A 13354-nucleotide genomic window follows, 5' to 3' on the forward strand; every position below is an offset into this window, starting at 1 on the left:
CGCTATTTCTGATTGCCCGAAGGCCGGGCCATTGACTTTGGACTGCGTAGCAGAAGTCGATTGCCTGAGACAGTCGGAGAACGACATCGAAACGGAAAATCAGGCCGGATGCGTCTTTGTGTCAGCCAGTCGCAGCTTTGCGGCGATTTCGGCCGCAATGAAGAAGGCGTGCTCGGTCACCTGCGGCAGTCCCATCAACTCGCCGAATGTGCCCCGCGCCAGCGGACCGGAGATCAACAGCGACGGATCCGCCGTTCCCGACGGGCCGATCGCCTCCGAGCGCTCGGTGCAGGCAAGGCCGAGACCTGTGGGGTCAAGCGACAAATGGCCGTCTGTCGCGAGCGCCGCGAGCCAGGGCTGGGTTTCGAGAATGCCACCATGGGCCGGACCGGTGGTGACGATGACAGCGTCATAGATCCGCTCAAGCGGCTGGCCGCGATGGCGCGGCTGCAGGGTGCAAAGGATGAGTTCGCCTTCGATGCGCCCATCGGCGACGGAACCGGCAAGGATTTCGAGGCGACCGGCAGCAATCGCCATATCGAGCACGGCTTCCACCTGCGGTGCGATGCGGAAACGATGCACATCCCAATAGGGACGCAGATGGCGGGCAAGACGGCGCCGTTCAGCAACCGGCAGCGCCTGCCAGAGATCATAGCCCTGCGCCCGCACCTGATCGATCACCCCATGCCAGCTTATGTCCTGCGCTTTCGCGGCGCTGATGGCGGCGCGGATTCCGGCCAGCAGCGAAACGGCGGAGTGTGCCGCATCGGAGAGGAAATCGCCGAAGAGCGGTTGCGGCACCGGCGGATGGCCGCGCGAGCGCAGGCCGCGGCGCGAGATCGCCGTCAGCGGACCGCGATGTCCGCGTTCGGCAAGCGAGGCAATGACATCGGCGGCGGTCAGGCCGTTGCCGATGACCAGCACCCGGTCGTGGGGACGGATGACGTCGAGCGCGCCCGGCTTCGTCGTGTCGGGGACGAAACGGGGGTGGGCGGCAAGAAGGCTCGCAAGCCGGCCGGGAGCGGCCGGCGGCGGATGGCTGGTGGCGATCGCGACCATATCGGCCTCAGTCACGCCGCCGTTCTCGTCGCGGATCGACCAACGGCCGGCCCGGCGCTCGACATGGCTCACCGCCGCGCGGCGATGGCGCACGCTGCCGTCGTCCAGAAACGGCTTCAGCAGGGAGGCGACATAATCGCCGAAGAGCCGGCGCCGGGGAAAGATCTGGCCGTCGGAGCGTCTTGCCTCGGGGTCGCAGGCGACTGCGTCCCGGGCCTCGATCCAGGCCTGGAATTCACCCTGGTCGTCAGGCTGCAGGCTCATCTTGGCGGCCGGGACATTGATGCGGTGGGCCGGATCGTCCGTGTCATAGGCAAGACCACGGCCGAGCTCCGCCCGCGGCTCGAAAACGACGATCACGGGATGTTCGCCGCCCATCGCCCGGGCGAGATGATAGGCGACGCCCGCACCGGAAACGCCACCGCCGATGATGGCGACGACGGGCTGTTTTGACGTCGGCAGGGGCTTGGGCTGCATGGTGGCCGGATCTTGCTTCGATGGCCAAACATAGAAGCCGGACATTCCTAGTGCAATCCTCGCCCGGCAGTTGTCTATAATAATTGTGTAGATTAATGCGCTGCTGAGATTGTCGTCGTAAATTCAGGATTGCCGCGGATGGTGTTGCTGACCGTGCAGATCTCATCTTCAGCCGCATGGACGATCTTGCGGCGAGTCTCCTCGTCGATATCGCCCATTATCGAGAAGACAATGTTGAATTTGGCAACGCGTGAAAGCCCTTCTTCCGCCTTTTCGCCAGTGACGTCGGCAGCGATCTCGCTGATCCTGTCGAGAGCGCCCATCTTGCTGGCGGCAATGCGGGCGCTGAGCACGAGGCAGGCAGAAAGCGAGGCATAGAGCAGGTCGAGCGGGCTGAAGCCCGGCTGCGACGGCGCAGTGACGATATCGATTTCACCCTTGGTGGTGGAAGTCACATGCGGAAAACCGGTGCGGCCGAGCGTGGCGGTAGCGCCGGTCCGGCGGGGGCGAGCCTTGAGATCGACCATGAGAAATCCTCTGACAACAGCCTCGCAGAGATAGCGAGTTGCGCGTCGGCCCGCAACGGCGTGGCGACGCTCGGCAACGGAACCTTTCCATCCGTCATCAGTTGACTACACCTGTACGAAACCAGTGACAAAGGTGCATCGCAATGGCGCATGTCCGCAGCATGGATCGTCAGGGCCGGCGGATGGACGCCCGCGACCGGCTGATCATCGCGCTCTATGCACAGCTCAAGGCCGAGCGGGACACGCGCGAGACGCTGGAATGGGCGATCCGCAACGGCGCCATTTCGCAGGAGGTGCTGGAGGCGATTGCGGCCGATCCGGTTCCCGTCGTTACCAGCGAGGACATCGCCTCCCTGGAAAAAATCATCGCGCTCGACGAAAGGCGGAAACCAAATCGGAACTAGAGCGTGATGGCGAAGCGTGCTTGGTTTTCGCCGACATCACTTGAGAAGAGGAGATCCGAAATGGCCGATATCACTTATCAGGTTGTCCCGCACGACAATGGCTGGGCTTACAAGCTCGGCGACACACTGTCGGAAACCTATGCGACGGCCGACGAAGCGATTGTCCACGCCAAGGATGCCGCTTCACGCCAGAAAATCGGCGACGGCGATGCGCTGCTCGCCTATCCCTCACCCGACGGCGGCTGGGCGTTTCAGGAGCTCGAAACCGACAAGAGCAACAGTCGGCTCTGATTTGCGACGGAGGGTGGAATGGCCGCGCGGGCAAGCTGGAAAGGTCATCTGAAGGTAGGCGACCTTGCTTGCGCCGTCGGGCTCTATACCGCCATTTCCTCCTCCGACCGCGTTTCCTTCAACATCATCAACCGCAGGACTGGCCATCGGGTTGAACGGCAGTTCGTCGACAGCGAGACCGGCAAGCCGGTCGAGCGGGACGATCAGGTCAAGGGCTACCAGATGGAGAATGGCGATTACATCGTCATCGAAGGCGACGAGATCGCCGAGATCATGCCGGAAAGCGACAAGGTGCTCAACGTCAAGGCTTTCATTGCGTATGACGATATCGACAAGCTCTATTTCGACCGTCCCTATTATCTCGCGCCCGTCGACGAACATGACGAAGAAGCGCTGTCGCTGATCGTCCGGGGCATGCGCGACGGCAAGGTGGCAGCGCTCGCCGAAGCCGTGCTCTTCAAGCGCAACCGGACGCTGCTGATCCGGCCTCATGACAGCCACATCGTCGCGACCATGCTCAACTTCGACTATGAGGTGCGCTCGGCCGACACTGTCTTCAAGGACATTCCCGACATCAAGTTCGACAAGGAGATGCTTGAACTCGCCGGCCATATCATCGAGACCAAGCACGGCAGTTTCGATCCGAGCGCCTACGAGGACCGTTACGAAGCTGCTCTCGTCGAACTGGTGAAGGCAAAGATCGAGGGCCGGGAGCCGCCGAAGAAGAAGCCGGCGTCGGAACGCAAGGTCGTCGACCTGATGGAGGCGCTGCGCGAGAGCGCCAAGATGACCGGCAAGGGTGCGGCTAAGAAAACACCGGCAAAGAAGAGGGCGCCGGCCCGCAGCGACAGCCAGAAAAAGAAGGCAGGCTGAGAGATGGCTCTCGAATCCTGTCAGGCGAAGCGCAAGAACCGCTTCAGCTTTAACGACAGCGCTTCGCAGATGCTGAAATTGCTCTAACGCGGCTTCCTCTCCCCTTCTTCCGCCAGGCTCTTTTTCAGCGCATCCATGATGTTGATGACGTTGCCAGTCGATTTCACCGGCGCCGGTTTCTTGGCCGGTGCGGCCTTCTTCAGGTTCTTCTGCTTGCCGCGGATCATCGATTTCAGGCGCTTCTGGATCGGATCCTGCACCATGGTCGGGCTCCAATCCCTGGTCTCTTCCTTTACCAGCTGCTTCATCAGCGTCAAAAGCTTGCTGTCGATCTTTGCTTTATCGTCGATCTCGGCAAAGGGTTCGCGCACTTCGTCGCCATAACGCAGGGTCCAGAGAATAATGCCCTTGCCTTGCGGCTCCAGCAGCACGGCACGCTCGCGGCGATAGAGGACCAGACGGGCAATGCCGACGACGTCGTTCGCCTTCATCGCCTCGCGGATGACGCAGAAGGCTTCCACGCCGACCTTGTCCGCGGGCGCCAGGAAATGCGGCTTGTCGTACCAGATCCAGTCGATCGAGCCGCGCGGCACGAAACTGTCGATCTCGATGGTGCGGGTGCTTTCAAGCCCGACTTCCTCGATCTCTTCGTCTTCGAGAAGAACATAGTCGCCCTCGCCGCGCGGATAACCCTTCACCTGGTCCCTGTCGGCGACCGGCTTGTGGGTGACGCTGTCGACATAGCGGCTTTCGACGCGGTTTTTCGTCTGGCGATTGAGGACGTGGAAATGCACCTTGTTGCTTTCGGTCGTCGCCGGCGTCAGCGAGACGGAGGCGGTGACGAGCGAAAGCTTGAGATAACCCTTCCAGAATGTCTGGCGTGCCATGACGGTCCTGTCTCCCCGACACGGTGGGACATGGCAATCAACGGCAAAGCCGGTCTTTGGTTCCGGGCCGGGTGATCAGCGGTTGCGCGCGGCGCCGTTCAGATCGAGAAATACCGCTTCTGCCAGGGCAGCTTTTTTTCCTGCCATGCGCGCGGCGTGAATTCGTCATAGGCTGTCTCGGCGATCGCCAGCATCCAATTGCGGCCCTTGCGCGCCAGCAGCACGCACGACAGTTCCATGCCGGGCTCGACGGCAATGGAAGGCCGGTTGGCGCCTGATATGTCGATGCCCTTGTCGCGCCACTGGATGACGATTTCATCGGGTTCGGATGTCCATTCACCCGAGGCGACGGAGGCTTTGCCGTCGGCATTGAAGCGAAGCGGCGGCGGCGTAACGTTCAGAAAGCTGCCGTCATTATGATAATTGCCGTCAATCTCACCGGCCGTCGCTTGGCCCGTTCCTTTCAATAGGATGTCCTGCCGGCAACGCATGAATATGTTGCGCCGGAGGCTGCCCGACCACGGACGATTGGCGAAAAAGGCGACGTCGCATGCGCTGATGATGTTGTCATGGATATCGATATCCTTGCGGAATGCCCGCTCCTGGTCGGAAAAGCCGCTCAGGCTGATGCCGCGATTGTTGTTCTCGATCCAGTTGTCATAGAGGTGATGACCGGCATGATCGGCCTTGTCGCCGATGCCGTAACCGAAGGAATAGTCGTTCATCCTGCCGTCGCGCATGATGTTGCTGCGCACCACGGCATTATCGCCGATCGACGAAAAGGAAAAATTCTTGCCGCCGATGAAGTTGTACTCGACGCGGTATCTCCGGGTTTTGTCGCAGACCAGCGCGCCCTTGTTAGAACTGCTCGTCGGCGATTGCAGGAAGAGGTTGCCGCGGATCACGATATCGGAACTGATATTGTCGTCGCTGTTTTGATAGGCGAACTGGCAGCAATCCGCGCCCTCGCCCGGTGCCGCACCCATGCGGTTGTTTTCCAGAAGCACGTTCGACGTCTTCGTCAGATAGATGCCGTCGCCTCGGACATTCTCGGTTTCGCAGCGCCTGACGACGAGGTTCTTGCCGTTGTGAAATTTAAAGCCGCGTGGCGAGTTCTTGACGACGACGTCTTCGACCACCGTATCGGAAAACACCTGATAGGAGACGCCAATATCCTCAGCACCGTCGATGACCTGCGCCCGCGTGGAGACGCCATGAGATTTCTTTCGCAGGATTGCGGGCATCGGATCTCCATCGGCGCGATTACCTGGGGTACCGCGCGTCTTCTCAGAGGCGCAAGGCATGCGGTAACGCATTGAGCTGCTGCATATCCTTAAATCAATTCCGATTTAAGAAATACGCAGTCACGCCGAATTAATGCAGGGCATGTGGCAGGAGTTTGACAGCCTGCTTCACTTCGCAGGGCGTCTTGCGATTCAGAGGCTAAAGCTTGCAACCGGTCACTGGGTCTCGAGCATCCGCGTCAACCGGCGGCAATGCTGGCGGTCAGGCCTGAAATCTTGAATACCGCAATCTTGTAGCGTTTCGGCTCGTGTCCCGACAGCCGCACGGCCTTCCTCATTGGTGCCGATCGCGAAGACGAAGTGTCCGAAGACCCTAATAGTCCGCGGCGAATGTCGGGATCAAATTGGGTTGACGGATATCCTACAAGTGGATATGTTTTACCTCATTGCAGACCGAAACGAGAACGGCATGTCGCTGAAATCCATGAAGCCCCTCACCCGTGCGCCTCTGCTCCACGTTTCCGTGCAAGAAAGCCTGCGAGCCTATATCAGCGACAACGGATTGAAGCCCGGCACGATGCTGCCGGCCGAATCCGACCTGGCGAACCAGCTCGGCGTCAGCCGCAATTCCCTGCGTGAGGGCATCAAGGCGCTGGAATCGCTGGGTGTGTTGGAATCGCGCCGCGGCATCGGCATCTTCGTCAAAGCCTTCTCATTCGAACCGCTGCTCGACAATCTCGCCTATGGCCTCGGCGGCGCTCTGCGCCAGATCGAGGAAGTGATCGAGATCCGCCGGACCCTGGAAGTCGGCCTGATCGGCAAGACGGTCGAGATGATCGGCAACGACGATATCGCCGAGCTGCGCGCCACGGTGGAGCGCATGCGGGTCCATGCCGAGCGCGGTCAATCCTTTGCCGACGAAGACCAGCTTTTTCATACGCTGCTGTTCCGCTGCCAGAACAACGAGACCCTTGCCCGGCTGATCGATGTGTTCTGGCTCGCCTTCTACAAGGCCTCGGATTTCGTCAATCTCGACAATGTCGATCCCGTCGCGACCTGGAGGGATCACGCGGCGATCGTCGATGCCATCGAGGCGAAGGACGTCGCGCAAGCGCAGAACCGCCTGGACCGCCACTATGACGGTATTTCCCGGGTGATCGCCGCCAATAAGAAAAGTGCCAATGTGGGAGGAACACAATGAGAGGACTGTTCAGACTATCATCCGCCATCGCGCTTGCTGCTATGATGGCGACGACCGCCGTTCCGGCCTTCACCGGCCCGGCGCAGGCCGCCACGCTGCTTCGATGTCGGGCCCGGCGGTTTCCAGGGTAATTTCAACCCTCTCGCCGCCACCGGCGGCTTTACCTGGCTCAGCGTCTATTTCGAGCCGCTGGTGACCTATGACGAGAAGCTCGAGAAAGTCGTCGGCCAGCTCGCCTCGTCCTATGAGGTCAGTCCCGATCAGATGACCTACACGTTCAAGCTCGCCGATGCGAAATGGCATGACGGCAAGCCCTTCACCGCAAAGGATGCCAAGTTCACCATCGAGCTTGCCAAGAACGCCAAGACCGGCTCGGTTCTCGCGGCTCGCCTGAACGCCGTTTCCTCGGCCGAGGCCACGGACGACAAGACGCTGGTCATCAAACTCTCGGCTCCGTCGGCAAGTTTGATGGACACGCTGACGAAGGTGATGATGTTGCCGGAGCACGCGCTCTCGCAGATCCCGGCGGACCAGCTCGCCAAGAACACATGGTGGTCCACCGCGCCGATCGGCACCGGGCCGTTCAAATTCATCAAATACGTCACCGATCAATATGTCGAACTTGCCGCCAACACCGACTACCGGGGCAGCAAGCCGGCGCTGGAAAAGATCATCAACCGCTATTTCGCCAATCCGGCTGCGGCTATTGCCGCACTGCGCGCCGGCGAGATCCAGTTCACCTATGTCGATTCGAACGACTTGACCGCCTTCAACAACAACAAGGATTTCCGCGTCATCGAAGGCAATTCCTTCGTCGTCAACTATCTCGGCTTCAACCATGATTCACCGATCTGGAAGGATGTCCGGGTGCGTCAGGCGGTGATGTATGCGATCAATCGCGATGCAATCATCCAGAGCCTTTACGGCGGCGCCGCCAAACCGGCAAACTGCGCCTATATCGCCGACCAGGTGGTGCCGAAGGGCATCGAAACCTACGGCTACGACCCGGAAAAGGCCAAGCAGTTGCTGAAGGAAGCCGGCTGGGATCAGATCAACGGCGACAAGCCGATAACGCTTCTGACCTATTACACAACGCCGCTTGCCGCCAATGTCATGGCTGCGGTCCAGGCAATGCTCGCCCAGGTCGGCATCAACGTCACGCCGCGCGCCGTCGACACCCCGACCTATAACAGCATCGTGCTCAACCCGACGCCCGACGTCGCGCAATTCCAGATGGTTTATGCCGGCCTGCAGAACGGCCCTGACCCGGGCAGCATCAATGTCGGCCTCAACGAAAAGCAGATCCCGCCGGCCGGCCCGAACGTCGCCCGCGTGCGCATGCCGATGCTGACCGCCGCTCTCGATGCAGCGCTTAGCGAGACGGATGCCGCAAAGCGCGAGGCCCGCTACCAGGAGGTCTGCAAGGTGATGAACAAGGAACTGCCCTGGGGTCCGCTCTGGGTGGCGAAACGTTATGGCGTCGCCTCCTCCAAGCTGAAGGACTTCATCTGGACGCCTGCCCCGGGCGGCGGCCCTTACCAGGCGCATCCGGAAAAGTGGGCGATCGCCGAATAGGGCGTAGCGCATCCTGAGAAGCAAAGGGCGGCCAGGTCGGCGAACCTGTCCGCCCGCACAGGAACGGGTTTTTCATGCTGAGATACAGTCTCCGGCGCCTGCTGATCGGCGTGGGCATGCTGCTTGCCTTGAGCGTGCTGATCTTCGTCATGCTGCGCCTTACCCCCGGCGATCCGATCGACGCCTATATCGACCCCAATGTGCCGATGTCATCGTCGGATCTTGCGGAACTGCGCGCCACACTCGGCCTCGATCAGCCGCTGCCGCTGCAGTATGTCGCCTGGCTGGGGCAAGCGCTGACGGGCAATCTCGGCTATTCGATCAAACGGCCCGACCAGCCGGTGCTCGGTCTTGTGCTGTCGCGCGTCGGGCCGACGGTCCTCTTGATGGGATCGGCGATCGCGATCGCGATCATCGCCGGCATCGCGACCGGCATCGTCAGCGCGGTTCGCCGCAATTCCATCGCCGACCTGTCCTTGTCGGTCTTTGCCGTCACCGGCATTTCCAGTCCGCCCTTCTTAAGCGCCCTGGTCGGCCTTTATCTGTTTTCGGTCTATTTCCGCTGGATGCCCTCCGGCGGCATGCTGACGCCCGGCCGGGAATTTTCCGTCGCCGACCTCCTCCATCACCTCGTCCTGCCCGCGACATTGCTGGCCGTCGCGCAGACAGCGCTGATCATGCGCTACATGCGCGCTTCCATGCTCGAGGTCCTGAACCAGGACTATGTGCGCACGGCGCGCGCCAAGGGCGTCTTCGAATTCTGGGTCATTATCAAGCATGCGCTGCTTCCCGTCATCACCCTGATCGGCTCGACCATCGGCCTTGCGATCGGCGGCGCGATCTTCATCGAAAGCGTCTTCAACTGGCCCGGCATGGGCCTGCTGATGGTCGATGCGGTGGAAGGCCGCGATTATCCCGTTATCATGGGTTCGACGCTCGTGATCGGCGCCTGCGTCATCGCCGTCAACCTTCTGACCGATCTCGCCTATGCGCTGGTCGATCCGCGGATCAAGGTGGGCTGAGCGATGCCGGCACGAAGCCCTGCCCGCAGTCCGGGCCCGATCGCACGCTCCCTCAATCGTTTCCTGCTCAACCGGGCGGCCTTCGCCGGCCTGTCCATGATCGCGCTGGTGATCGTGGCGATCCTTTCCTATCCGCTGTGGTGGAGCTTCAAACCCAACGACATCGACCTCCTGGCGATGAATGCGCAGCCGGGACCGAGACACTGGTTCGGCACCGATGGCGTCGGCCGCGATATCTTTGCCCGGGTCATGGACGGCGGCCGGATCTCGCTTTTGGTGGCCCTCACCTCGACCGTCATTTCCGCCGTCATCGGTTTCATGGTCGGCGCGGTCTCGGCGCTTGCGGGCCGCTTTGCGGATGCTGTCACCATGCGTTTCGTCGATCTTGTCATGACGCTGCCGCCGGTCATCTTCCTGCTGGTGCTCGCCTCGATCGCCGGCACCGGCATCTGGCCAACGGTCTTCGTCATCTCGCTGCTCTCCTGGCCGCTGCTGGCGCGCATGGTGCGCGCGCGGCTGCTGGAACTTCGCGAGCGTGACTTCGTGACGGCGGCAAGGGGCATGGGAGCGGGTCTGCCGCACCTGCTCTTCCGCCACGGCCTGCCGAACTCGATCGACATCCTGGTCGTCTTCGCGACGCTGCAGATCGCCAATGCCATCCTGCTCGAGGCCGGCCTTTCCTTCCTCGGACTCGGCATTGCGCCGCCGGCGGCAAGCTGGGGCAACATGCTGAATGCCGCCCGCTCCACTGCCGTGCTCGAACAATATCCCTGGCAGTGGCTGTTTCCCGGCGGCTTTCTGGTGCTTGCCGTCCTTGCAATCAACTTCATTGGCGACGGTCTTCGCGATGCCTTCGACCCTCGCGCCGAATTAAACTGACGATCGAAAGAAAGCGAAAATGAGCAAATTCAAGGGTGTCGTTCCTCCCGTCGTAACCCCGTTGAACAAGGATTACACCGTCGATTACCCGTCCTATACGCGGGTGCTGGAAAATCTGATCGAGGCCGGCTGCCACGGCCTGTTCGTGCTCGGCTCGACCAGCGAGGTGATCTTCCACGACGAACAAACCCGGCAGGAGATCATCGAGCATTCGGCCAAGGTCATCAACGGCCGGGTACCGCTGATCGTCGGGGTCATCGATCCGACGACCGACCGGGTCATCAACCATGCCAGGATCGCCAAATCGGCCGGCGCCGACGCGGTGGTCGTCACGGCGCCGTTCTATACTGTGACCAGCCAGGCCGAGACGATCGATCACTTCCGCTATATCCGCGATGCGGTCGACGTGCCGCTGATCGCCTATGACATTCCCGTCTGCGTGCATGTGAAACTGCAGCGCCAGACCAGCGTGACGCTGGCGAAGGAGGGAACCATCATCGGCATCAAGGATTCGAGCGGCGATGACGGCAATTTCCGTTACGTGCTGCTCGATCTCGCCGACAACAAGGACGTCTTCCTGATGACCGGTTCCGAGATCGTCGTCGACACGGCGCTGCAGATGGGCGCCCATGGCGTGGTGCCCGGCATCGCCAATGTCGATCCGCACGGTTATGTCAGGCTCTGGAATGCCGCTCAGCGCGGCGACTGGGTCGCGGCCCGCAAGGAACAGGAGCGGCTCTGCCGGCTCTTCGAAATCGTCTGGGTCGGAGCGGGCCGGGTCAGCGGCGGCGCTGCCGGTATCGGTGCCTTCAAGGCGGCGATGAAGAGCCTCGGCATCATCGATACGGCGCTGATGCCGCGCCCGCGTGCGGCCCTCAACGAAGCCGAAACGGCAAGGATCGACCAAATCCTCCGCGCCACCGGCCTGCTTGCCTGATGGATGCCATGCCACAGACCGCCGACACCATTCTCTACATCAAGGGGCTGCGGACCGTCTTCCGCATCCGCTCGGGCGAGGTGACGGCGGTCAACGGCATCGATCTGAGCGTGGCTGCCGGCGAGACGCTGGCGCTCGTCGGCGAGTCCGGCTCGGGCAAATCGGTGACCAGCCTTTCGGTTATGCGGCTGCTGACCCGCAACATCGGTGCGATCGCGGCCGGCAGTATCGATCTGAAGCGCAAGGATGGGACGGTCAGCAACCTTGTCTGCCTCCCCGAGCAGGAACTGCGCGCCATTCGCGGCAATGATATCGGCATGGTCTTTCAGGAGCCGATGTCGAGCCTCAACCCGGTCTACACCATCGGCGACCAGATCTCGGAGCCGATCCGCATTCATCGCGGCGCGAACCGGAAGACCGCCATGGACGCTGCCGTCGCGCTTCTCGACAACGTCGGCATTCCCGATGCCAGGCGCCGTGCCGGTCAGTATCCGCACGAGCTCTCCGGCGGCATGCGCCAGCGCGCCACGATCGCCATGGCCCTTGCCTGCGACCCGACGCTGCTGATTGCCGACGAGCCGACGACGGCGCTCGACGTCACCATCCAGGCGCAGGTTCTGGCCCTGCTGCAGAGGCTGCAGCGTGAACGCGGCATGGCCATGCTCTTGGTCACCCATAATCTCGGCGTCGTCGCCGAAATCGCCCATCGGGTGGCGGTCATGTATGCCGGCCGGATCGTCGAGACGGGGCCGGTGGCCGAGGTCTTCCGCAATCCGCGGCATCCCTATACCATCGGCCTGTTGGCCTCGATGCCGAAACTCGGTGACGCCAGCCGGATGAAGCAGGCGGGGGAAAGGCTGGCGGCCATTCCGGGCGTCGTGCCGAGCCTGATGAACATGCCGGCCGGCTGCGCTTTCCAGCCGCGCTGCCGATTTGCCATCGACGCCTGTCGCACGGCCGTGCCGCCGCTTGCCGATGTCAATCTGCGTCACAAGAGCCGCTGCATTCGCTGGCAGGAGATCAGATGAGCGAGCCCCTTCTCTCGGTCCGCGACCTCGGAAAAGACTACACGTCCCGCGGCGCCAGGCTGACCATCCTGCGGGCCATTTCCTTCGATATCGGCAGGGGCGAGGTGGTCGGGCTGGTCGGCGAATCCGGCAGCGGCAAGACCACGATCGGGCGATCGGTGCTGCGCCTCATCGAACCCTCCGCCGGCAGCGTCCGCTTCGACGGCACCGAACTCACCAGCCTGTCTTCATCGGCAATGCGGCGCCTGCGGCCGCGGATGCAATATATTTTTCAGGACCCGTTCGCGAGCCTTTCGCCGCGTATGACGATCGGCGAAATTCTGACCGAGGGACTGAAGATCCAGGGCCTCGGCACGGCAAAAGAGAGATTGGAACGCGCCCGCGCCGCGCTCGAACAGGTCGATCTGCCGCCGGACGCCGTCAATCGTTACGCTCACGAGTTCTCGGGCGGCCAGCGGCAGCGGATCGGCATCGCCCGGGCGCTGACGCTCGCGCCCCAATTCATCGTCGCCGACGAGCCGGTCTCCGCACTCGATGTCTCGATCCAGGCGCAGGTGATCAACCTTCTGCGTGACCTGCAGCAGCGACTTGGCCTGACCATGCTGTTCATCAGTCACGATCTCGCCGTGGTCGAATATATCTGCGACCGGGTGATCGTCCTCTATCTCGGCCGGATCATGGAAATCGCGCCAACCGCTGCGCTTTATGCCAGGCCGCTGCATCCCTACACCCGAGCACTGCTCTCGGCGATCCCCTCGCCCGATCCCGATGCGCCGCGCGACCGCCAGATCCTGAAGGGCGATATTCCGAGCCCCGCCGATCCCCCGAGCGGTTGCGTCTTTCGCACGCGCTGTCCGAACACCCTGCCGGCCTGCGGCGAGACCGTGCCGGAGCTGCGCGAAATGACGCCCGGGCATTTCAAGGCCTGCATCCGCGATGACCTCGACTGA

Annotated in this window: 13 protein-coding genes and 2 pseudogenes; 10 read left to right on the top strand and 5 right to left on the bottom strand. The window is 62.0% G+C overall.

Annotation, left to right across the window (positions count from 1 at the left end; translation table 11 throughout):
• Window positions 1–99: 99 nt before the first annotated feature.
• Window positions 100–1581, bottom strand: a complete 1482-nt coding sequence (locus tag C4N04_RS19775) for an FAD/NAD(P)-binding protein (protein WP_199852487.1) — start codon at window positions 1579–1581, stop codon at window positions 100–102.
• A gap of 47 nt (window positions 1582–1628) precedes the next feature.
• On the bottom strand, window positions 1629–2063 hold the full coding sequence (locus tag C4N04_RS19780; RefSeq protein WP_106796817.1) for an OsmC family protein: 435 nt from the start codon (window positions 2061–2063) through the stop codon (window positions 1629–1631).
• Window positions 2064–2206: 143 nt separating this feature from the next.
• Between C4N04_RS19780 and C4N04_RS19785 the strand changes: the two genes are divergently transcribed.
• From C4N04_RS19785 to C4N04_RS19795, 3 genes are read left to right on the top strand one after another with little or no spacing between them, the layout of a single operon-like run.
• On the top strand, window positions 2207–2467 hold the full coding sequence (locus C4N04_RS19785; protein ID WP_010056011.1) for a hypothetical protein: 261 nt from the start codon (window positions 2207–2209) through the stop codon (window positions 2465–2467).
• A 60-nt stretch (window positions 2468–2527) separates the two neighbouring features.
• The gene (locus tag C4N04_RS19790; RefSeq protein WP_009994050.1) at window positions 2528–2758 is read left to right on the top strand and encodes a DUF2188 domain-containing protein; all 231 of its coding nucleotides are present in this window, start codon (window positions 2528–2530) and stop codon (window positions 2756–2758) included.
• An 18-nt stretch (window positions 2759–2776) separates the two neighbouring features.
• Window positions 2777–3631 carry a Ku protein gene (locus C4N04_RS19795; RefSeq protein ID WP_106796818.1) on the top strand — a complete coding sequence of 285 codons (855 nt, stop codon included), beginning with the start codon at window positions 2777–2779 and terminating at the stop codon, window positions 3629–3631.
• A gap of 83 nt (window positions 3632–3714) precedes the next feature.
• Here C4N04_RS19795 and C4N04_RS19800 read toward each other — a convergent pair whose 3' ends face one another.
• From C4N04_RS19800 to C4N04_RS19810, 3 genes and pseudogenes are all read right to left on the bottom strand, one after another.
• Window positions 3715–4518 carry a Ku protein gene (locus tag C4N04_RS19800; protein WP_010059471.1) on the bottom strand — a complete coding sequence of 268 codons (804 nt, stop codon included), beginning with the start codon at window positions 4516–4518 and terminating at the stop codon, window positions 3715–3717.
• A 98-nt stretch (window positions 4519–4616) separates the two neighbouring features.
• Window positions 4617–5762, bottom strand: coding sequence for a right-handed parallel beta-helix repeat-containing protein (locus C4N04_RS19805; protein WP_106796819.1), 1146 nt, complete (start codon window positions 5760–5762; stop codon window positions 4617–4619).
• 245 nt (window positions 5763–6007) lie between these two features.
• Window positions 6008–6134: pseudogene (locus C4N04_RS19810) on the bottom strand (ABC transporter permease); the annotation flags it as partial.
• Window positions 6135–6231: 97 nt separating this feature from the next.
• On the opposite strand from C4N04_RS19810, the gene C4N04_RS19815 reads away from it, so the two are divergent.
• The 7 genes and pseudogenes from C4N04_RS19815 to C4N04_RS19845 all read left to right on the top strand — a co-directional run bounded on the left by C4N04_RS19815 (window position 6232) and on the right by C4N04_RS19845 (window position 13354).
• On the top strand, window positions 6232–6963 hold the full coding sequence (locus C4N04_RS19815; RefSeq protein ID WP_106796850.1) for a FadR/GntR family transcriptional regulator: 732 nt from the start codon (window positions 6232–6234) through the stop codon (window positions 6961–6963).
• A pseudogene (locus tag C4N04_RS19820) lies at window positions 6960–8538 on the top strand (ABC transporter substrate-binding protein). Before C4N04_RS19815 ends, C4N04_RS19820 begins: the two are co-directional and overlap by 4 nt.
• Window positions 8539–8612: 74 nt before the next feature.
• Complete coding sequence (locus C4N04_RS19825) at window positions 8613–9560, top strand: ABC transporter permease (RefSeq protein WP_106796820.1); 948 nt, start codon at window positions 8613–8615, stop codon at window positions 9558–9560.
• A gap of 3 nt (window positions 9561–9563) precedes the next feature.
• Window positions 9564–10439: an ABC transporter permease gene (locus tag C4N04_RS19830; protein WP_106796821.1), complete on the top strand. Its 876-nt coding sequence runs from the start codon at window positions 9564–9566 to the stop codon at window positions 10437–10439.
• A gap of 19 nt (window positions 10440–10458) precedes the next feature.
• Window positions 10459–11376 (top strand): dihydrodipicolinate synthase family protein, encoded by a 918-nt coding sequence (locus C4N04_RS19835; RefSeq protein WP_086155898.1) that lies wholly within the window; start codon window positions 10459–10461, stop codon window positions 11374–11376.
• An 8-nt stretch (window positions 11377–11384) separates the two neighbouring features.
• Window positions 11385–12404: an ABC transporter ATP-binding protein gene (locus tag C4N04_RS19840; protein ID WP_106796851.1), complete on the top strand. Its 1020-nt coding sequence runs from the start codon at window positions 11385–11387 to the stop codon at window positions 12402–12404.
• Window positions 12401–13354: an oligopeptide/dipeptide ABC transporter ATP-binding protein gene (locus C4N04_RS19845; protein ID WP_106796822.1), complete on the top strand. Its 954-nt coding sequence runs from the start codon at window positions 12401–12403 to the stop codon at window positions 13352–13354. Before C4N04_RS19840 ends, C4N04_RS19845 begins: the two co-directional genes overlap by 4 nt.

The sequence above is a fragment of the Rhizobium sp. H4 genome, from assembly GCF_003013335.1.
GTDB classification, from domain to species: domain Bacteria; phylum Pseudomonadota; class Alphaproteobacteria; order Rhizobiales; family Rhizobiaceae; genus Rhizobium; species Rhizobium sophoriradicis.